The following is a 19,336-nucleotide window of genomic DNA, read 5'->3' as shown; positions in this document are numbered from 1 at the left end:
GTGCTCACTTCAGCCTGCTCGATGCCAGGACCGACACGAGGTGGAGGAGGGTCTGCAGCAGGGCGATGCCGGCCAGCACCGCGACCGCGAGGCGGCTGAAGTAGAGGTCGTCCCTGACCGCGTCCAGGACGGCCGCGACCAGGATCACCAGTGACGCCTCGACGCAGAGGATCAGCCGGTGGAACTTGAGCGCACCGGCGGCCCTTCGGGCGAACGCCATGCCGGACGAGCGCGGCTCGGACGCCGCCTCCTTGACCGGCGGCAGCCCGCCCTGGTGGCGTGCGACGCCGACGAGGTCGGTCTCGGCCTTGATCAGGATGGCGCCCAGGGCCGCGAGGGTGCCCAGGAAGGCCCACAGCCAGTCGATCCGTCCGCTGCCCCACAGGTCGGCGGCGCGCAGGCCGAAACCGACCAGCACGGCCGCGTCGCAGAGGTAGGCGCCGACCCGGTCCAGGTAGACCCCGCCCAGCGAGAACTGCTTCTTCCAGCGGGCCAGCTCACCGTCGACGCAGTCGAGCAGCAGATACAGCTGCACCATGAGGACGCCGAGCAGCGCACCGGTGATGCCCGGAACGAGCAGGGCCGGAGCGGCGAGCACACCCGCGACGGTCATCAGGTAGGTCAGCTGGTTGGGCGTGACCTTGGTGTTCACCAGGTACCGGTCCACGCGCAGCGAGACCTCGCGCATGTAGATCCGGCCCGCCCAGTGTTCGCCGCTGCGCCGGTCCTTGACGCCCGGGGGGTGAACGACCGGGCGAAGTTCAGCTACTGATGGTCTTGGCATAGTCGGCGTACGCGTCCCTGATCTGGTCGGTGGACAGGCTGAGGTGTTCCAGGACCGTGAAGCGTCCCGGACGGGTCTGCGGGGCGTACTCGACGGCCTGGACGAACTCCTCGGCGGTGAAGCCGATCTCCCCGGGCAGGACCGGCAGGCCGTGCCGGCGCAGGACCTCGGCGAAGAGCCCCGACTCCTCGTGGGCTCCGCGCAGGTACATGGCGAAGGCGGCGCCGAGGCCGACCTGCTCGCCGTGGCTGGCGGCCCGCTTGGGGAAGAGCAGGTCGAAGGCGTGACTGATCTCGTGGCAGGCGCCGGACGAGGGGCGGGTGTCGCCGCTGATCGAGATGGCGATGCCGGAGAGCACCAGCGACTCGGCGAGGACGGTGAGGAACTCGTCGTCGGCGACGGTGCCGGGGTGACGCAGTACGGCTTCGCCCGCGGTACGGGCCATGGCGGCGGCCAGCCCGTCGATCTGCTCGTTGTTGACCTGGTGCGAGAGCTCCCAGTCGGCGATCGCGGAGATGTTGGAGATCGCGTCGCCGACACCGGAGCGAACGAAGCGGTCCGGGGCCTCCCGGATCACCGAGAGGTCGATGACCATGGCGATCGGCATCGGGACGCCGTACGAGCCGCGTCCGTTGTCGTTGTCCAGGGTCGCGACGGGTGAGCAGAGGCCGTCGTGGGCGAGGTTCGTGGCGACCGAGACCAGCGGCAGGCCGACCCGGGCCGCGGCGTACTTCGCCACGTCGATGATCTTGCCGCCGCCGAGGCCGACCACGGCGTCGTACCGCTTGCCCTTGATGTCGTCGGCCAGCTGCACGGCGGCGTCGATGTTGCCGCCCGCGACGCTGTACCAGTCGGCACCCGGCAGGGCCGGTGCGAGCTTCTCCCGCAGGGCCTGTCCGGAGCCGCCGCTGATCGCGATGGCGAGCTTCCCGGAGGCGGAGATCCGCTGGTCGGCGAGGAGGCCGGCCAGGTCGTCCATCGCACCGCGGCTGATGTCGACGAAGACCGGGGACGGGATGAGTCGGGTCAGTACTGGCACGCGATCTCCCGGCCCTTCGCGAGGTCGTCGTGGTTGTCGATCTCGACCCAGGTGACCTCGCCGATGGGGGCCACGTCGACGGTGAAGCCGCGGTTGACGAGCTCCTGGTAGCCGTCCTCGTAGTACAGGTCCGGGTCCCGCTCGAACGTCGCCTTCAGGGCGTCGGCAAGCTCCTCGGCGGCCTCGGCCTCGATGAGGGTGACCCCGATGTACTCGCCGGTGGCGTCGGCCGGGTCCATCAGCTTGGTGATGCGCTGAACACCCTTCGCGGGGTCGGCGACGACCTTCATCTCCTCGTCGGCGAGGTTCTTCACCGTGTCGAGGGCGAGGATGATCTTCTGACCCTTGCCGCGTGCCTCCAGCAGGGTCCGCTCGACGGAGACCGGGTGCACGGTGTCGCCGTTGGCGAGGATCACGCCACGCTTGAGGACCTCACGGGCACACCACAGGGAGTAGGCGTTGTTCCACTCCTCGGCCTTGTCGTTGTCCACGAGGACGATCTTGAGGCCGTACTTCGCCTCCAGCTCCTCCTTGCGGTCGTAGACGGCCTCCTTGCGGTAGCCGACGACGATCGCGACCTCGGTGAGCCCGATCTCGGCGAAGTTGGCCAGCGTGAGATCGAGGACCGTCTTCTCGCCGTCCACCGGCACGAGCGCCTTGGGAAGCGTGTCGGTGTAGGGGCGCAGGCGCCGTCCTGCGCCGGCTGCCAGTACGAGGCCGATCATGCGGGTTCTCCTTCGTCGTGAACGGCGGGTGCCCCGGAGGACACCCAGAAGCGGATGGACTCCACCAGCGCGACCAGTGCCACGGCCACCGCGAGAGCGGTGAGGGCCACGGTGAAGCCCGAGGCTCCGGTGAACACGGCTGCCAGGACGGTCACCACCAGGGTCCGGCCCTCGTGCCCGCCGATCGTGCGCACGAGCCACTGGGGCGGCGCACCGGTGCCGCCTCGAATGCGGTACACCGTGTCGTAGTGATGGTAGGCGACGGCCGATATGAGTCCGAAGGCCGCGGGAAGCGCTCCGTCGATGTCGCTGCGGGCTGCCAGGGCGAGGATCGTGCAGTACTCGGCCGCCCGGAAGACCGGGGGAACGAGCCAGTCGAGCGCGCCCTCGAGGGGGCCGGCCACGGCTATGCCGGAGCAGATCGCGTAGAAGACCGCGGCGACGATCATCTGCCGGCTGCCGAACGGCTGCTGCAGCGCGGCGGCGATGAGCGCCCCGGCGCCGACGACCGCCACCACCGGGGCGGTCCAGGCGCCCGGGATCCGGGGGCCGCGGGCCGCCACGAACTGGGCGAGCGGGCCGGAGTCGGCGAGGTCCGCGAGGGCCTGGGCGGCCCGGTCGGTGCGGCGGGCCTTGCGGGTCAGGGAACGCAGCAGCCGGCCCGCGGTGGTGTAGCAGGCGGCGAAGGCGCAGCCGACGAGCAGTGCGTAGAAGACGATCCGGGGGGTGGTGAGCGCCGTCAGTACGGCGATCATCGCCCAGCGCTCACCGATCGGGAGCACGATCATCCGGCGCAGCCAGACCGTCCAGCCGACGCTGTCGAGCTTGTCGGAGAGGGCGGCCGTGGGGCTGGAGTTCGCCACCGCGTCGTGGTTCGCCTCGTTGAACGAGAAGTCGATGACATGACGGCAGGACTGGAGCACCATCGCGCCGAGCGCCAGTGCCCAGACGTCGTCGCCACCGCGGGCGGCGCCGAGTGCGAGGCCCGCGTAGTAGGCGTACTCCTTGGCGCGGTCGAAGGTGGCGTCGAGCCAGGCGCCCATCGTCGAGTACTGGAGCGAGTAGCGGGCGAGCTGCCCGTCGGTGCAGTCCAGGACGAAGGAGAAGAGCAGCAGCAGGCCGGCGGCGACGTACCCGCCGCGGGTACCGGTGGCCGCGCAGCCGGCCGCGACCAGGGCGGTCAGCAGTGACGCCGTGGTGACCTGGTTCGGGGTGAGCCCGCGGCGCGCGCACCAGCGGGCGAGGTAGCGCGAGTACGGGCTGATGCAGTACGTGGTGAAGAAGCCGTCGCGGGCCTTCACGGCGCTGCGCAGCCGGACCGCCTCGTCGTCGACGGCGGCGACCGCGGAGAGCGCGGTGGCGCGTGCGTCCTCGTCCTCCGGTACGGCCGCGACGAGCGAGCCGAGCTCCGGGTGCTGCACCTCGGCGCCCATCGTGGCGGCGAGCCGGCCGGGCACGGTGCGGTCGGCGACCGCGGCGGCGGCGTCAGGCGGGCCGGTGGGTGCGCCCTCACCGACGGCCTGGCCGGTGCTGCTCAGGGCGCGGACCAGCGCGGGTCGCGCCTCGGGCTGCACGGTGAGCGCGCCGGGCACGGTGGCGGCGGGGAAACGGGGGTCGGTCAGTCCGAGCCGCAGGGCGTGGACATGGCCGACGAAGCGGGGGTCGACGAGCGCGACCCGGCGGTCGGCGGGGACGGCGGACAGCAGCCGCCCGGCCTCGCTGACATCGGCGGCGGTCTGTACGTCGAAGCCCAGTGACCGCAGAGCGGCCTCGATGGACGATCCGGGTACCGGAGCACCTGTGAGAATGGCGGTCGACAGACGAACTCACTCCTTGGTGCTGACACGGGTCGGCGCGCGACGGCACGGCCCGATGCGGGCCGGCGGCATGTCGGCAGAGGCTATCGGATGAACGGAAGCGGGAGTTCACTGCCCGTTTATGCTCCGTTCCGGGCGGACCGGGATCATGCGGCGCCGCCCGCGATCATCATCGTCGATGGCCGCCTCGCCTGACAAAACGCGGCGGGATGGACCTAGTCCGACCCGCATGACTTGGCTGATCACAGGCGGAGCGGGATATATCGGGGCACATGTGGTGCGGGCCATGGAGGGGGCCGGGGAGCGGGTGGTCGTGCTCGACGACCTTTCGACGGGCGACCCGGACCGGCTGCCGGCCGGGGTCCCGCTGGTCCGGGGCTCGACGGCCGACCGCGCACTGCTGGACCGGGTGCTGGCGGGGCACGCGGTGACCGGTGTGATCCATCTCGCGGCGAAGAAGCAGGTCGGCGAATCCGTCGAAAAGCCGCTCCTGTACTACCGGGAGAACATCGGCGGGCTGACCGTCCCCCTGGAGGCCGTCGCGGCCGCCGGGGTGCGGAGCTTCCTGTTCTCCTCCTCGGCCGCGGTGTACGGCGTACCGGAGGCGGAGTTGATCACCGAGGAGGCTCCCTGCGTCCCGATCAACCCGTACGGGGAGACCAAGCTCGCCGGGGAGTGGCTGGTGCGGGCGGCCGGGCAGGCACACGGGCTGTCCACCGGCTGCCTGCGGTACTTCAACGTGGCGGGCGCGGCCGAGCCGGAACTGTCGGACTCCTGTGACCGGATCTCCGGGGAACTGGGCTGGGCGGCCCGGCGCGGGGTGCGCGAGATGGTCGCGTCGGCCTGGCAGGGCCGACTGCGTCGCCACCCCGCCGAGTCCGCCCGATGAGCCGCCCCTCCGACCGGTCCACTGCTCTGACCTGCGGTCATTTCCGCAGGTCAGAGCAGTTGGCAACGGTGTTCAGTACCGTGTTGCCCGATACCCCCCACCCGTAGTTCACTGGCATTGCTCGGGCCGATCGCGCCCGAGTCCGCGAGACGACCGGGAGGCGTCCCCATGGGGGCTGGGCACGATCACGGACATACGCACGGCGGACCCGCACCCACCGGTACCGCGGCCGCCGCGTACCAGGGGCGGTTGCGGATCGCGCTGGGCATCACGCTGGCCGTGACGGTCACGGAGATCGTCGGGGGGCTGCTGTCCGGCTCCCTCGCGCTGATCGCCGACGCGGCCCATATGGCGACCGACTCGCTGGGCCTCGGCATGGCCCTGCTGGCGATCCACTTCGCCAACAAGCCGGCCGGACCGAACCGGACCTTCGGCTACGCCCGCGCCGAGATCCTCGCCGCACTCGCCAACTGTCTGCTGCTGCTCGGGGTCGGCGGCTATCTCCTGTTCGAGGCGGTGGATCGCTTCGTCAACCCGGCCGAGACCAGGGGCGGGCTGACGATCGCCTTCGCCCTGGTCGGCCTGGTGGCGAACATGGTGTCGCTGTCGCTGCTGATGCGCGGGCAGAAGGACAGCCTCAATGTGCGGGGCGCCTATCTGGAGGTGCTCGCGGACACCCTCGGTTCGATGACCGTGCTGGTCTCGGCGGGCATCATCCTGGCCACCGGCTGGCAGGCTGCGGACCCGATCGCCTCGCTGCTCATCGGGCTCATGATCGTTCCGCGTACGGTGAGGCTGCTCAGGGAGACCCTGAACGTTCTGCTGGAGTCGGCGCCCAAGGGGGTCGACATGGGTGAGGTGCGCGACCACATCACGGCCCTGCCCGGGGTGCTGGACGTCCATGACCTCCACGCCTGGACGATCACCTCCGGCATGCCGGTGCTCTCCGCCCATGTCGTGGTGCACCAGGAACTGCTCGACTCGATCGGGCACGAGAAGCTCCTCCACGAACTGCAGGGCTGTCTCGGCGACCACTTCGATGTCGAGCACTGCACCTTCCAGCTGGAGCCCAGCGGGCATGCCGAGCACGAGGCGAGACTCTGCCGCTGACCTGGGGCGAGATATCCGGCGGTGTAGGGTTTTCGCGGAGGCGTACGAGCCTCTGCCCGCGTGAGTGTTGTGTCCGAGAGAGGAGCTGGGGCTGATGACCGCCGAGACGGCGCCTGCCCGGCGCACCATCCGGTCCGGTTCCGACTCCAGGGTCCCCGGCTAGCGCTCCCCGGCTCTCACCGAGTCGGCACGTCGGCCGGAGCCCATGCACCCAAGGGTTTCCCACGTTGACCGACAGCAAAGAATCCAAGCACGAGGAACCGTCCCGCTCCCCGCACGACCGCGAGCCGGAGCAGCCCCTTTCCGGTGACGGCACCACCCGCTGGACGACCCGTCCCGAGACGGCGGCGGACACCGGCGCGGTGTACGCGGTCAACGCCGCGGCGTTCCCGACGGACGCGGAGGCCCGTCTGGTCGACGCGTTGCGCGACGATCCCCAGGCATGGCTGCCCGGGCTCTCCTACGTCGCCGAGGCGGCCGACGGATCCGTGGCCGCCCACGCCTTGCTGACCCGCTGCCTGGTCGGGGGCGCACCGGCGCTGGCACTGGCCCCGGTGGCCACGGCTCCGGAGCACCAACGCCGGGGCGCTGGGCAGGCCGTCGTGCGGGCCCTGCTCGATGCGGCGCGACTGCGCCCGGAGCCACTGGTCCTGGTGCTCGGCCATCCCGAGTACTACCCGAGGTTCGGCTTCGTGCCCGCGTCGCGGTACGGAATCCGGCCGGGCTTCGAGGTGCCGGACGAGGCGATGATGGCGCTGGTCCTCGATGATTCCGGGCCGGTTCCCCGGGGCACGATTCAGTACCCGGCCGCGTTCGGGGTCTGACGCGCCCGTCCGGTCCTGCCGCGCCCGCGTGGCCCGGCAGGACCGGACATGCCAGGACCCGAAGTGCGGACAAGCCGCTTTTGTACGGCAGACTTGAGCAGACTCGACGGGACCGGCGCACGGGGCCGGGACCACAGCGAAGGATGGGTATGCCGACCACACCAGCCACCGCGGCGAACACCTCGTCGGACGGCTCAGCAGACGCGATCATGCTCGAACTGGTCGACGAGAACGGCACCACCATCGGCACGGCGGAGAAGCTCGCCGCCCACCAGGCACCCGGTCAACTGCACCGGGCCTTCTCGGTGTTCCTGTTCGACGAGCAGGGCCGGCTGCTGCTGCAGCGGCGCGCCCTGGGCAAGTACCACTCCCCCGGCGTCTGGTCCAACACCTGTTGCGGTCACCCGTATCCGGGCGAGGCGCCCTTCGCCGCCGCCGCCCGGCGGACGCACGAGGAACTGGGCATCTCCCCCTCGCTGCTGGCCGAGGCGGGCACCGTCCGGTACAACCACCCGGACCCCGCATCGGGTCTGGTGGAGCAGGAGTTCAACCATCTCTTCGTGGGCATGGCGCAGGAGCAGCTGCGGCCGGATCCGGAGGAGGTGGGCGAGACGGCCTTCGTATCGGCGGAGGAGCTGGCCGAACGGCATGCCAGGGCGCCGTTCTCGGCCTGGTTCATGACGGTACTGGATGCCGCCCGGCCCGCGATCCGCGAGCTGACCGGCCCGGCTGCGGGCTGGTAGCAACAGCCGTCGGCGCGGAAGCGCGGCGGAGGGGTCAGGGGCCCACGGTGAGCGGAAGCGCCGCCCAGATGACCTTTCCGCCGCCTGCGGTGTGCGCCACGTCGCAGGCCCCGCCCGCCTCCCGGGTGATTTCCCGGACCAGCAACAGTCCGCGCCCGCCCGTCTGCGCGTAGTCGGTCTCCAGCGCCGTCGGGCGGTAGGGATGGTTGTCCTCGACGGACACCCTGATCCATTCGGCACCCACAGCCACCTCCACGGCGAGCTCCGGGGAGAGCAGAGCCGCATGCTTCACGGCGTTGGTGACCAGCTCGGAGACGATGAGCAGCAGCCCCTGGGCGATGTCTTCGTCCAGCGGTACGCCCTGGCGGTCCAGCAGATCGCGTACGGCGTGCCGGGCCTGGGGTACGGAGACGTCCGTGGCCGGGGCGGTGAACCGCCAGACCCCTTCGTACGACACGGGCCTGGCGGGGACACTCCCGCGGCTCTCCATAGACCGGTACCCGCTCTCCACTCGATGGTGACTGCACGTCGAGTACAGGGTGCGGGGCGTAGTTGGTCCGGTCCGTACCACTGAGCAGAAGTCGACTTCTATCGACGGAACTTGACCGGATAACTGTGGGTGCGTCAGCTGTCGGACCGATTCTGCTCGTCTCCTGAAGACTCGTCTCCTGAAGACCGGTCCCGCTCGCCCCGGGCCGCCCCTCCCGCGGGCGCCATTCGGTCCGAGACCATCGAGACGATCCGGCGGCCTCCCACACCGATCGCGATGAGTCCGAGAGGTGAGCGTCGCGACGCCGGTGTAGACGAGACCGACCAGACCGGCGACGACCAGGAGAGCGCCGAGCAGTGCGAGACCGCTGAAACTGCGGCTGAGCCTCCTGCCTTCTTGTTCGGGATCGGCCACCAGAAGCTCCTCGGGATGCGTGCCTGCTTCGCGACCCCTTCTTGATCATAGGTTCGAACGGTAGGGATAGCATCCGGCGCATGGACCGTACGGAACCCCGGCTGGAGCACACCGTCGCGGGCGGCGTCGCCACCGTCGTGATCAGCAACCCCGCCAAGCGCAACGCGCTGACGGCCGCGATGTGGCAGTCGCTGCCCGTGCTGCTCGAAGCGCTGGCCGCCGACTCCTCGGTGCGTGCGCTGGTACTGACGGGCGCCGGGGACACCTTCTGCGCCGGTGCGGACATCTCCTCGCTCGGCGACCCCGCGGGTGCCCCGCAGGGTCTGGCGGTGGCGGCCGAGGAGGCGCTGGCCGCCTTCCCCCGGCCGACGCTCGCCGCGGTGCGCGGCTACTGCGTGGGCGGGGGAAGCCAGTTGGCGGCCGCCTGCGATCTGCGGTTCGCCGAGGAGGGCGCGTCGTTCGGCGTGACACCGGCCAAGCTCGGGATCGTCTACGCCGCGTCGTCGACCCGTCGGCTGGTCGCGCTGACGGGGCCGGCGACGGCGAAGCACCTGCTGTTCTCCGGCGAGCTGATCGGTACGGACCGGGCGCTGCGGACCGGTCTGGTCGATGAGGTGCTGCCCGCCGGCGAGCTGGACAAGCGGGTCGAGGCGTATGTACGGGTCCTGGTGTCCCGTTCGCAGTTGACCCAGGCGGCCGCGAAGGAGTTCGCCGCGGGGCGCGAGGACCGGGACGCCCATTGGGCGGACCAGGCGCGCCGCAGCGGCGACACCGCGGAGGGGGTCGCCGCTTTCCTGGAACGGCGCGCGCCAAGCTTCACCTGGCCGTCCCAGGCGTGAGCGCTTCCCGTTTCACCTGGCCGTTCCCGGCGTGACCGCTTCCCGTTTCGTCCGGCCGCCCCGGGCCCGACCGCTATCGCAGGATGAAGCGGCTCTTGGCGCGCCACTCCTCGACCATGTCGGCCGGCGCCTTCTCGGGGGATCCGGCGTCGTACGGCGGCTGCGGGTCGTACTCGGTCAGCAGTTGAACCGACTGGGCGTGCCGGTCGCCCGCGATCCGGCCGAGCAGGGTGAGGCCCATGTCGATGCCGGACGAGACGCCTGCGGCCGTGACGTACTTGCCGTCGATGACGACACGTTCACCGGTCGGCTCGACCCCGTAGTCCTTCAGTGTCTCGAGGGCGAGCCAGTGCGAGGTGCCTCGCCGCCCCTTCAGGAGTCCGGCGGCCGCGAGCAGCAGCGAGCCGGTGCAGACGGAGGTCGTCCAGGTGCTGGTGGCATCGGCGTTGCGCAGCCAGCCGAGCAGTGTCTCGTTCTCCATCTGGGCGCTCTGCCCCGGGCCGCCGGGAACGATCACCAGATCGGGTACCGGGACGTCGTCGAGCGTCCGGTCGGCGACCAGTGACAGGCTGCCGGAGTCGTTGCGCACGGGACCTGTCCGTTCGGCGACGAAGACGGTCTCGGCGCCGGGGGCGCGGGACAGGATCTCGTACGGTCCGACGGCGTCGAGCGCGGTGAAGCGGTCGAAGAGGACGATGGCGATCTGCATGAGTGGCTGCCTGCCTTCGGGTCAGTGACTGATGGTGGCGGGTTCGGTGGAGCAGAGGCGGGCCACGGACTCGCCCGCACGCAGGCCGGCGGGTTCGCCCGTCGGCCGGTGGCTGAACCGTCTGCGGTACTCGGCGGGCGCGGTGCCCAGCGCCCTGACGAACGCGCGGCGCATCGCCTCCGGCGTTCCGTAGCCGCACGCCCGCGAGATACCGGAGACACCGTCGGAGGTGTTCTCCAGGAGCCTGCGGGCCTGTTCGAGACGGACGAGGTCGACGTACCGGCCGGGTGTCATACCGGTCTCGGCCCGGAACGCGCGGGCGAAGTGGCGCGGCGAGAGCCGGGCGCGGGCGGCGAGTGCCTCGACGGACAGATCGTCGCCGGGGTGCTCGGTGATCCAGTGCTGAACCTCGCGCAACGGTTCACGGCGAGTGGATCGCAGCTTCATGCCTGCCATCCTGGGCCGCCGCCAGGATGGCCGCAATGACGGGTTCCCCACCATTTCTGCCAGGGCGGGCTGCGACGCACTTCACTGTTGCCCGGAGTTCCGGCCCGTACCGACCAGTCGGTAGCGTGCGGGTATGAGTACTCTGCCGCCCCGTGCCGGACGCCGCTGCCACAACGCCCTCAACCCGTTGCACTCCACGATCTACTTCTCCCCCGACCTCGGCAAGGAACTCGCGGGGATCGGGATCACCGACTCCTCCGCCGCGTACTTCGTCGCACGTGCGGCCGCTCTGGGTGCCGTCGGCCCGGGAACGGTCACCGCGACCTTCTACAACTTCAACCACGCACTCGTGGCCGCGCACCTGCCCGCCGTCTGGGACATCGCCACACCCGAGGCCGTGCTGGCGGCGCGGCTGCGTGCCGCCGACTCGACGCTGCGCCGGCTCCTCGGCGAGGAGACCATCGCCTCCCCCGAACTGGCCGAGGCCGCACGGCTGGCACTGCGCGCGGCCGAGGGCTGCACGCGACACGCCCGGCCGTTGTACGCGGCGCACGCCGATCTCCCGGTGCCCGAGCAGCCGCACCTGGCGTACTGGCATGCCGCGACGCTGCTGCGTGAGCACCGCGGTGACGCCCACCTCGCCGCGCTCCTGGCGGCCGGTCTCGACCCGGTCGAGGCCCTGGTCAGCCACACCGCCACCGGCAAGGGCATGTCGCCGCGCCTGATCCTGGCCACCCGTGGATGGTGCCGCGGCGACTGGGAGGACGCCTCCGCACGGCTGCGCGATCGCGGACTGCTCACCGCCGAGGACAAGTTGACGGAGGCGGGCATCGCGCTGCGGACCGGCCTGGAGGAGGCCACGGACCGGATGGACCTGGCTCCGTACGAGCATCTCGGCGGCGCGGGCGTGGCCCGTCTGACCGAGCTGGGGCGCGGGTTCCTCGGCACGGCGCTGGCGGCGGGTGCGTTCCCGGCCGATCTGAACGGCTAGCGGTCCGGGCGGACGACGGCCGGTATCCGGGGTGGTCGGGCGACACGACGCCCGACCACCCGGCAGAATGCAGGCGAGTGGCCCCGGGCCGGTCCGAACTGCGGACCCCGGGGCCCGACCAGCACAGCCAGTACGAGAAGGCGAGTCGGTAAAACCGTGACGACGTCCATCGAAGGCAGGATCGCCGAGGAGCTCGGCGTACGCGAGCGACAGGTGAAGGCGGCCGTCGAGCTGCTCGACGGCGGATCGACCGTGCCGTTCATCGCGCGCTACCGCAAGGAAGCGACCGAGATGCTCGACGACGCGCAACTGCGCACGCTCGAGGAGCGGTTGCGGTATCTGCGGGAGCTGGAGGGCCGCCGTGCGGCGATCCTCGAATCCGTACGGGAACAGGGCAAGCTCGACAGCGCGCTGGAGGCGCAGATCCGGGCCGCCGACACGAAGGCGCGCCTTGAGGACATCTATCTGCCGTTCAAGCCGAAGCGGCGGACGAAGGCGCAGATCGCCCGGGAGGCCGGGCTCGAACCGCTCGCCTCGGGCCTGCTGGACGATCCGTCGGTGGATCCGCTCGTCGCGGCCTCGGCCTTCGTCGACGCGGACAAGGGGGTCGCGGACCCGGCGGCGGCTCTCGACGGCGCCCGCTCCATCCTCACCGAGCGGTTCTCGGAGGACGCCGATCTGACCGGCGAGCTGCGTGAGCGCATGTGGACGCGGGGCCGGCTGGTGGCGAAGGTGCGCGACGGCAAGGAGGAGGAGGGCGCCAAGTTCGCGGACTACTTCGACTTCACCGAGCCGTTCACCGCGCTGCCCTCGCACCGGGTGCTCGCGATGCTCCGGGGCGAGAAGGAGGACGTCCTCGACCTCGTTCTGGAGCCGGAGGAGCCGTCCGGGGAGCCCGGTCCCTCGTCGTACGAGAACATGGTCGCCCGGCGCTTCGGGGTGAACGACCGCGGGCGTCCCGGGGACAAGTGGCTGGCCGACACCGTGCGCTGGGCCTGGCGCACCAGGCTCCTGGTCCACCTCGGCATCGACCTGCGGCTGCGGCTGCGCACGGCGGCGGAGGACGAGGCGGTACGCGTCTTCGCGTCGAACCTGCGCGATCTGCTGCTGGCCGCGCCGGCCGGGACGCGGGCCACGCTGGGGCTCGACCCGGGGTTCCGTACCGGGGTGAAGGTCGCCGTCGTCGACGCGACCGGCAAGGTCGTCGCGACCGATGTCATCCACCCGCACGTCCCGGCCAACAAGTGGGACCAGTCGCTGGCGAAACTGGAGCAGCTGGCGAGGGCGCACGATGTCGATCTGATCGCGATCGGCAACGGCACGGCATCGCGCGAGACGGACAAGCTCGCGGGTGAGCTGTGCGACAAGCACCCGGAGTTGAAGCTCACCAAGGTAATGGTTTCGGAGGCCGGCGCCTCCGTGTACTCGGCGTCCGCCTTCGCCTCGCAGGAACTCCCGGACATGGACGTGTCGTTGCGTGGCGCCGTCTCGATCGCGCGTCGGCTCCAGGACCCCCTCGCGGAGCTGGTGAAGATCGACCCGAAGTCGATCGGGGTCGGGCAGTACCAGCACGATCTGTCCGAGGTGAAGCTGTCGCGCTCGCTGGACGCGGTCGTCGAGGACTGTGTGAACGGGGTTGGGGTCGACGTCAACACCGCTTCGGCGCCGTTGCTTTCACGGGTCTCCGGCATCGGCTCAGGGCTCGCGGAGAACATCGTCGCGCACCGCGACGCCAACGGCCCGTTCCGTTCCCGCAAGGGGCTCAAGGACGTGGCCCGGCTTGGCCCGAAGGCGTACGAGCAGTGCGCGGGCTTCCTGCGTATCCGGGGTGACGACCCGCTGGACGCGTCCAGCGTGCACCCGGAGGCGTACCCCGTGGTGCGGGCGATGGTGAAGCGGACGGGCAGCGACGTCGCCTCACTGGTGGGCAACACCGGTGTGCTGCGGTCCCTTCGGGCCGATGACTTCGTGGACGAGAAGTTCGGGCTGCCGACCGTCACGGACATCCTCAAGGAGCTGGAGAAGCCCGGGCGCGACCCTCGTCCGGCCTTCAAGACCGCCACCTTCAAGGAGGGCGTCGAGAAGATCGGCGATCTGGCGTCCGGGATGGTGCTGGAGGGAGTCGTGACGAATGTCGCGGCGTTCGGCGCGTTCGTCGACATCGGAGTGCACCAGGACGGCCTGGTGCATGTGTCGGCGATGTCGCGGACGTTCGTGAAGGATCCCCGTGATGTCGTGAAGCCGGGTGACATCGTCAAGGTCAAGGTCATGGAGGTCGACATCCCGCGGAAGCGGATCTCGTTGACGCTGCGACTGGATGACGAGGCGGGTACCGCGGTGAGTTCCGGGGCGGGGGCCGGGTCCGACGGCTCCGGCGGCTCCGGCGGCGACCGGGGCGGGCGTCCGCCGCGGCAGCGGCAGGGCCAGGGCGGTGCGGGGCCGCGTGGTGGCCAGGGCGGTCAAGGCGGCCAGGGCGGTCAGGGGCGTGACCGGCGCGGCGGCGGCGGGGGCAATGGCGGTGGCGGTCGCCAGGCGCCGACTGCGGCTCCGGCCAACGGGGCGATGGCCGACGCGCTTCGACGGGCGGGGCTGCTGGATCCGAAGCAGGGCGGCAAGAAGCGGTAGCGGCAGCCCGCCCGGGCATCGGGGCGGGGTGGGGAGGGGGCCGGCTGCGGCGGGCCTTCTCCCCACCCCGCCCCTTCCCGTGACCGGGGCTCCGCCCCGCTCCTCAGACGCCGGAGGGGCGGGGCGGGAGGGCCAGGAGGATCCCGGAGATGGGATCCACGCAGCTGGGGCAGGCTCGGGAGTCGGGCTTGTCAGATCTCCGTGAGCCGGCCGGCCGCCACCTCGACCCGGCGCGTCGTACGGACCGCCTCCAGCATCCGGCGGTCGTGCGTGACCAGCAGCAGCGTCCCCGTGTACGAGTCGAGCGCCGACTCCAACTGCTCGATCGCCGGCAGGTCCAAGTGGTTCGTGGGCTCGTCCAGGACCAGGAGGTTGACGCCTCGGCCCTGGAGCAGGGCGAGTGCCGCCCGGGTCCGCTCGCCCGGGGAGAGGGTGGTCGCGGGGCGCATCACATGGTCGGCGCGCAGCCCGAATTTGGCGAGCAGGGTGCGGACATCGGCCGGTTCCGTGTCCGGGACGGCCGCACAGAACGCCTCCAGCAGGGATTCCGTGCCGTGGAACAGCTTCCGCGCCTGGTCCACCTCGCCGACGACCACACCCGAACCCAGGCTCGCGTGCCCCGAATCCAGCGGGAGGCGGCCGAGCAGAGCGGCGAGCAGGGTCGACTTCCCCGCGCCGTTGGCACCGGTGATGGCGATCCGGTCCGCCCAGTCGACCTGGAGCGAGACCGGGCCGAACCCGAAGTCCCCGCGGACGACCTGCGCCTCGCGCAAGGTCGCCACGACGGAACCTGAGCGGGGGGCTGAGGCGATCTCCATCCGCAGCTCCCACTCCTTGCGCGGCTCGTCCACGACATCGAGGCGCTCGATCATGCGCTGGGTCTGGCGGGCCTTCGCGGCCTGCTTCTCACTCGATTCACTCCGGAACTTGCGGGCCATCTTGTCGGAGTCACCGGCCTTGCGGCGCGCGTTCCTGACGCCCTTGTCCATCCAGGAGCGCTGCATCAGGGCGCGGCCCTCGAGCGCGGACCGCTTGTCGGCGAACTCCTCGAACTCCTCGCGCGCGTGCCTGCGGGCCCGCTCGCGCTCCTCCAGGTAGGCCGCGTAGCCACCGCCGTAGAGGTTGATCTGCTGCTGGGCGAGGTCGAGTTCGAGGACCTTGGTGACCGTGCGCATCAGGAATTCGCGGTCGTGGCTGATGACGACCGTGCCGGCGCGCAGCCCGGAGACGTACCGCTCCAGCCGTTCCAGGCCGTCGAGGTCGAGGTCGTTGGTGGGTTCGTCGAGCAGGAAGATGTCGTAGCGGGACAGCAGCAGCGAGGCGAGGCCCACGCGGGCCGCCTGGCCACCGGAGAGCGTGGTCATCGGCAGGTCGAGACCGACGGTCAGACCGAGGTCGGCCGCGACTTCCTCGGCCCGTTCGTCCAGGTCGGCGCCGCCGAGGGCGAGCCAGCGTTCCAGTGACTCGGAGTACGCGTCGTCGGATCCGGGCGCCCCGTCGACGAGGGCCTGGGTGGCGGTGTCCATCGTCGCCTGGGCCTCGGCGACACCCGTCCGGCGGGCCAGGAACTCCCGTACGGTCTCGTCGGGGCGCCGCTCCGGCTCCTGCGGCAGATGGCCGACGGTGGCGGTGGGAGGGGAGAGCCGCAGCTCGCCCTCCTCCGGCTGGTCGAGCCCGGCGAGCAGCCGCAGGAGCGACGATTTTCCGGCGCCGTTGACTCCGACGAGACCGATCACATCACCGGGAGCGACCACGAGGTCGAGTTCGGCGAAGAGAGTGCGGTCGCCGTGTCCGGCGGCGAGGTCCTTGGCGACGAGGGTGGCAGTCATCAGGGTGCCGATCCTAATCGGCGGCGGGAGCTCCTCGCGCAGGTGGTTCCGGGCCGGGGCACGGGAGCCGCGGGTGAGGCGGTCGGCGGTGCGCCGGCACGCTCCTTCTCGTCACACGTACCGGCCGCCCGGAGCATCGCCCTCCCCGTGCGCCTCGGCTAGGGTCCTTCCTCTGGATCGACCGGATCAAGTGGAGCGGGCCCGTCCTGATCCGGGCGAGAGTCCTTGGCGTCCGGGCATGAACGGGGTCCGGGCAGAGATGAGCGGCGGTGCGGCAGTGTCGGAAGTGATCGTGGTGGGCGGTGGGGTCAGTGGCCTCACCACGGCGGTGGTGCTGGCCGGGCGCGGTCACCGGGTGCGGGTCTGGTCCCGGCAGCCCGCGGAGGCCACGACGTCGGCGGTGGCGGGCGCCCTGTGGTGGCCCTACCGGATCGAGCCGCGGGAGTGGGTGGGTGACTGGTCGCTGACTTCGCTGCGCTGGTACGAGGAGCTGGCCGCCCGTCCGCAGGAGACCGGAGTACGGCTGGTCGACGGTGTGCACCGGGGCGAGCGGCTCGCGGCGCTCGGGGCGTGGGCCGGGGAGCTGAAGGATGTGGTGGAGACCGCGGAGGGGTTGCGGTGCCGGCTGCCGCTGCTCGACATGCCGGCCCATCTGGACTGGCTGGAGGGGCGGATCAGGGCCGCCGGGGGCTCGGTCGAGCGGCGTACGGTCACGTCGTTCGACGAGGCGGCGGCGGAGGCGGCGACGGTGGTCAACTGCACGGGGCTCGGCGCCCGCGAACTGGTCCCCGACACCGGGATGCGGCCGGTTCGCGGTCAGCTGGTCCTGGTGGAGAACCCGGGGATCGAGGAGTGGTTCACCGAGGCGGACCCCGCGTCGAGCGCGACGACGTACTTCTTCCCGCAGCCGGGCCGGCTGGTGCTCGGCGGGACCGCCGGGGCGGACGACTGGAGCACCGTGCCCGATCCCCGCACGGCCGAGGAGATCGTGGCGCGGTGTGCCCGGGTCCGGCCGGAGATCGCCGGAGCGCGGATCATCGGACACCGGGTGGGGCTTCGGCCGGCCCGGGACGCGGGGGTCCGCATCGAGGCCGAGCCACTGCCCGGCGGCGGGCGCCTGGTGCACAACTACGGGCACGGGGGCGCGGGGGTGACCGTGGCCCTGGGCTGCGCGGAGGCGGCGGCCCGGCTGGTGGGCTGAACCGCCGCGCGCGGGGCACGGGAGGGGCCGGAGGTCCGCGGCCCCCGGTCTTCTCGGCCGCTAGCCCCTCAGTCGGCCGCGGGGCTCGAACCGCCCGGCTTGTCCCCGTGTTCGGTGGTGATCCGGTTGCCGCCGGGGCCGATCCGGAGCTCGAAGTCACCGTCGTACTTCGCGTGGCCCTCGATGACCGCGGACTCGACGGCCTCCACCCCGACCTCGCGGCGCACGATGAGCGGGTCCTCGCGCAGGTCCCGTACCAGGGCCACGCACATGCCGATCATGACGATCGTGAAGGGTGCGGCCACCAGAATGGTCAGGTTCTGCAGGCCGGTCAACGCATCGCCCGTCCCGTTCCCGATCAGCAGCATGATCGCCCCCACCGCACCGGTGACGACGCCCCAGAAGACGACGACCCACTTGGCCGGTTCGAGGATGCCCTTCTGGGACAGGGTCCCCATCACGACCGAGGCGGCGTCCGCGCCCGACACGAAGAAGATCCCGACCAGGATCATCACCAGCAGACTCATCACCGTGGGGACGGGGAGCTGCTGGAGTACGCCGAAGAGCTGGGCCTCCTGGGTTTCGGCACCGTTCAGCTTCCCGGCCTCCTGAAGCTTGATGGCGGTACCGCCGAAGATCACGAACCAGATCAGGCTGACCGTGCTGGGAACCAGGATGACTCCGCCGATGAACTGGCGGATCGTCCGGCCGCGGCTGATCCTGGCGATGAACATGCCGACGAACGGGGTCCAGGAGATCCACCAGGCCCAGTAGAAGACGGTCCAGCTGCTGAGCCAGTCGGCGACCTCGCCCTTGCCGGTCGCCTCGGTACGGCCGGCCAGCTGGGGCAGATCACCGATGTAGGCGGCGATCGAGGTGGGCAGCAGGTCGAGCACGACGATGGTGGGTCCGGCGATGAACACGAAGACGGCGAGGATCAGGGCGAGCACCATATTGATGTTGGACAGCCACTGGATGCCCTTCTGCACACCGGAGACCGCCGAGGCGACGAAGGCCACGGTCAGCACGGCGATGATCAGGACGAGCAGCCCGGTGCCGGTCTTCTCCATCCAGTTCAGCTCGTGGAATCCGCTGCCGATCTGGAGGGCGCCCAGGCCCAGCGAGGCGGCCGAGCCGAAGAGCGTGGCGAAGACGGCGAGGATGTCGATCAGCCGGCCGACGCCGCCGTGGGCGTGCCGGGCGCCGATGAGCGGTTCGAAGACGGCACTGATCGTCTGCCCCCTGCGGCGCCGGAAGGTGCTGTACGCGATGGCGAGACCGACCACCGCGTAGATCGCCCAGGGGTGGAGCGTCCAGTGGAAGAGGGTGGTGGCCATCGCCGTCTGCATCGCGTCCGCGGCGTCGGCGGGGTGGGTGCCGGGCGGCGGGTGGACGAAGTGCGCCAGGGGCTCGCTGACTCCGTAGAACATCAGGCCGATGCCCATACCGGCGCTGAACATCATCGCGACCCAGGACACGGTCCGGAACTCCGGCTCCTCCCCTTCCTGGCCGAGGCAGATCTTTCCGTAACGGCTGACGGCGAGCCAGAGCACGAAGACCACGAATCCGGAGGCTGCCAGCATGAAGGCCCAACCACCGTCGTGCACGAGGCCGTTGAGCAAGAGGCTGGAGACGCCCTTCAGCGATGCGGTGGCAGTGGCCCCCCAGATCACGAAGGCGAGGGTGAACAGCGCGGTGACGCCGAACACCACTCGGTCGGTCGTGGGGCGCCGGCTCCGGGTCGGGTCGCCGGGCAGATCCGCCGTCACCGACAGATGCCCCCTGCCGCCCGCTCTCTGATCGTCCTGCGACACGAATGGCACCTTTCGGGGAACTGGAGTTTCACTCTCCGTAGGCATT

16 protein-coding genes and 2 pseudogenes are annotated in these 19,336 nt (G+C 71.0%); 8 read left to right on the top strand and 10 right to left on the bottom strand.

From position 1 onward, the window contains the following. Positions 1-4: 4 nt before the first annotated feature. The 4 genes from FHX80_RS28035 to FHX80_RS28020 are packed head-to-tail and all read right to left on the bottom strand — an operon-like array spanning position 5 to position 4,140. Positions 5-784, bottom strand: a complete 780-nt coding sequence (locus FHX80_RS28035; RefSeq protein WP_145766739.1) for a CDP-alcohol phosphatidyltransferase family protein — start codon at positions 782-784, stop codon at positions 5-7. Beyond that, complete coding sequence (locus FHX80_RS28030) at positions 762-1,823, bottom strand: iron-containing alcohol dehydrogenase family protein (protein WP_145766738.1); 1,062 nt, start codon at positions 1,821-1,823, stop codon at positions 762-764. Before FHX80_RS28030 ends, FHX80_RS28035 begins: the two co-directional genes overlap by 23 nt. Further along, positions 1,811-2,548 carry a phosphocholine cytidylyltransferase family protein gene (locus tag FHX80_RS28025; RefSeq protein ID WP_145766737.1) on the bottom strand — a complete coding sequence of 246 codons (738 nt, stop codon included), beginning with the start codon at positions 2,546-2,548 and terminating at the stop codon, positions 1,811-1,813. Before FHX80_RS28025 ends, FHX80_RS28030 begins: the two co-directional genes overlap by 13 nt. Beyond that, positions 2,545-4,140, bottom strand: coding sequence for a DUF5941 domain-containing protein (locus tag FHX80_RS28020; RefSeq protein WP_244318480.1), 1,596 nt, complete (start codon positions 4,138-4,140; stop codon positions 2,545-2,547). The genes FHX80_RS28025 and FHX80_RS28020 overlap by 4 nt, the downstream gene beginning before the upstream one ends. Positions 4,141-4,594: 454 nt before the next feature. Between FHX80_RS28020 and FHX80_RS28015 the strand changes: the two genes are divergently transcribed. The 4 genes from FHX80_RS28015 (at position 4,595) to idi (ending at position 7,931) form a co-directional block, all read left to right on the top strand. Next, positions 4,595-5,254 carry an NAD-dependent epimerase/dehydratase family protein gene (locus FHX80_RS28015; protein WP_145766735.1) on the top strand — a complete coding sequence of 220 codons (660 nt, stop codon included), beginning with the start codon at positions 4,595-4,597 and terminating at the stop codon, positions 5,252-5,254. A gap of 168 nt (positions 5,255-5,422) precedes the next feature. Continuing rightward, positions 5,423-6,364 (top strand): cation diffusion facilitator family transporter, encoded by a 942-nt coding sequence (locus FHX80_RS28010; protein ID WP_145766734.1) that lies wholly within the window; start codon positions 5,423-5,425, stop codon positions 6,362-6,364. Positions 6,365-6,591: 227 nt separating this feature from the next. Next, positions 6,592-7,188, top strand: coding sequence for a GNAT family N-acetyltransferase (locus FHX80_RS28005; protein ID WP_145766733.1), 597 nt, complete (start codon positions 6,592-6,594; stop codon positions 7,186-7,188). Between the two features lie 149 nt (positions 7,189-7,337). After that, on the top strand, positions 7,338-7,931 hold the full coding sequence (gene idi / locus FHX80_RS28000; protein ID WP_145766732.1) for an isopentenyl-diphosphate Delta-isomerase: 594 nt from the start codon (positions 7,338-7,340) through the stop codon (positions 7,929-7,931). A 34-nt stretch (positions 7,932-7,965) separates the two neighbouring features. Here idi and FHX80_RS27995 read toward each other — a convergent pair whose 3' ends face one another. Beyond that, the gene (locus FHX80_RS27995; protein ID WP_145767541.1) at positions 7,966-8,421 is read right to left on the bottom strand and encodes an ATP-binding protein; all 456 of its coding nucleotides are present in this window, start codon (positions 8,419-8,421) and stop codon (positions 7,966-7,968) included. A gap of 285 nt (positions 8,422-8,706) precedes the next feature. Further along, positions 8,707-8,835, bottom strand: a pseudogene (locus FHX80_RS36860) (HdeD family acid-resistance protein); the annotation flags it as partial. Between the two features lie 80 nt (positions 8,836-8,915). Here FHX80_RS36860 and FHX80_RS27985 point away from each other — a divergent pair. After that, positions 8,916-9,674 carry an enoyl-CoA hydratase/isomerase family protein gene (locus tag FHX80_RS27985; RefSeq protein ID WP_145766731.1) on the top strand — a complete coding sequence of 253 codons (759 nt, stop codon included), beginning with the start codon at positions 8,916-8,918 and terminating at the stop codon, positions 9,672-9,674. 73 nt (positions 9,675-9,747) lie between these two features. On the opposite strand, the gene FHX80_RS27980 is transcribed toward FHX80_RS27985, so the two are convergent. Together FHX80_RS27980 and FHX80_RS27975 are read right to left on the bottom strand one after the other, a co-directional pair. After that, positions 9,748-10,383: a DJ-1/PfpI family protein gene (locus FHX80_RS27980; RefSeq protein WP_145766730.1), complete on the bottom strand. Its 636-nt coding sequence runs from the start codon at positions 10,381-10,383 to the stop codon at positions 9,748-9,750. 21 nt (positions 10,384-10,404) lie between these two features. Then, positions 10,405-10,815 (bottom strand): annotated as a pseudogene (locus FHX80_RS27975) (helix-turn-helix domain-containing protein); the annotation flags it as partial. Between the two features lie 148 nt (positions 10,816-10,963). Between FHX80_RS27975 and FHX80_RS27970 the strand changes: the two are divergent. Together FHX80_RS27970 and FHX80_RS27965 are read left to right on the top strand one after the other, a co-directional pair. After that, positions 10,964-11,821, top strand: coding sequence for an SCO6745 family protein (locus FHX80_RS27970; protein WP_145766729.1), 858 nt, complete (start codon positions 10,964-10,966; stop codon positions 11,819-11,821). A 156-nt stretch (positions 11,822-11,977) separates the two neighbouring features. Further along, a complete protein-coding gene (locus FHX80_RS27965) occupies positions 11,978-14,446 on the top strand; it encodes a Tex family protein (RefSeq protein ID WP_145766728.1) in 2,469 nt (822 codons plus the stop codon). Positions 14,447-14,637: 191 nt separating this feature from the next. Here FHX80_RS27965 and FHX80_RS27960 read toward each other — a convergent pair whose 3' ends face one another. Then, positions 14,638-16,275, bottom strand: a complete 1,638-nt coding sequence (locus FHX80_RS27960) for an ABC-F family ATP-binding cassette domain-containing protein (RefSeq protein WP_145766727.1) — start codon at positions 16,273-16,275, stop codon at positions 14,638-14,640. A 259-nt stretch (positions 16,276-16,534) separates the two neighbouring features. Between FHX80_RS27960 and FHX80_RS27955 the strand changes: the two genes are divergently transcribed. Further along, positions 16,535-17,476, top strand: coding sequence for an FAD-dependent oxidoreductase (locus tag FHX80_RS27955; protein ID WP_145767540.1), 942 nt, complete (start codon positions 16,535-16,537; stop codon positions 17,474-17,476). 68 nt (positions 17,477-17,544) lie between these two features. Here FHX80_RS27955 and FHX80_RS27950 read toward each other — a convergent pair whose 3' ends face one another. After that, the gene (locus FHX80_RS27950; RefSeq protein ID WP_208764738.1) at positions 17,545-19,290 is read right to left on the bottom strand and encodes a BCCT family transporter; all 1,746 of its coding nucleotides are present in this window, start codon (positions 19,288-19,290) and stop codon (positions 17,545-17,547) included. Positions 19,291-19,336 lie beyond the last annotated feature (46 nt).

The sequence above is a fragment of the Streptomyces brevispora genome (assembly GCF_007829885.1).
Classification (GTDB): domain Bacteria; phylum Actinomycetota; class Actinomycetes; order Streptomycetales; family Streptomycetaceae; genus Streptomyces; species Streptomyces brevispora.
Note: the sequence above shows the minus strand (reverse complement) of the source record. Positions and strands in the feature narration are given on the sequence as shown.

What these genes read in the sequence shown, in the direction of transcription:
- FHX80_RS27960 (WP_145766727.1), bottom strand. Translation starts at nt 16,275, where the DNA reads ATGACTGCCACCCTCGTCGCCAAGGACCTCGCCGCCGGACACGGCGAC.
- FHX80_RS28035 (WP_145766739.1), bottom strand. Translation starts at nt 784, where the DNA reads ATGCCAAGACCATCAGTAGCTGAACTTCGCCCGGTCGTTCACCCCCCG.
- FHX80_RS27955 (WP_145767540.1), top strand. Translation starts at nt 16,535, where the DNA reads ATGAGCGGCGGTGCGGCAGTGTCGGAAGTGATCGTGGTGGGCGGTGGG.
- FHX80_RS28025 (WP_145766737.1), bottom strand. Translation starts at nt 2,548, where the DNA reads ATGATCGGCCTCGTACTGGCAGCCGGCGCAGGACGGCGCCTGCGCCCC.
- FHX80_RS27995 (WP_145767541.1), bottom strand. Translation starts at nt 8,421, where the DNA reads ATGGAGAGCCGCGGGAGTGTCCCCGCCAGGCCCGTGTCGTACGAAGGG.
- FHX80_RS27985 (WP_145766731.1), top strand. Translation starts at nt 8,916, where the DNA reads ATGGACCGTACGGAACCCCGGCTGGAGCACACCGTCGCGGGCGGCGTC.
- FHX80_RS28015 (WP_145766735.1), top strand. Translation starts at nt 4,595, where the DNA reads ATGACTTGGCTGATCACAGGCGGAGCGGGATATATCGGGGCACATGTG.
- FHX80_RS28010 (WP_145766734.1), top strand. Translation starts at nt 5,423, where the DNA reads ATGGGGGCTGGGCACGATCACGGACATACGCACGGCGGACCCGCACCC.
- idi (WP_145766732.1), top strand. Translation starts at nt 7,338, where the DNA reads ATGCCGACCACACCAGCCACCGCGGCGAACACCTCGTCGGACGGCTCA.
- FHX80_RS27980 (WP_145766730.1), bottom strand. Translation starts at nt 10,383, where the DNA reads ATGCAGATCGCCATCGTCCTCTTCGACCGCTTCACCGCGCTCGACGCC.
- FHX80_RS27970 (WP_145766729.1), top strand. Translation starts at nt 10,964, where the DNA reads ATGAGTACTCTGCCGCCCCGTGCCGGACGCCGCTGCCACAACGCCCTC.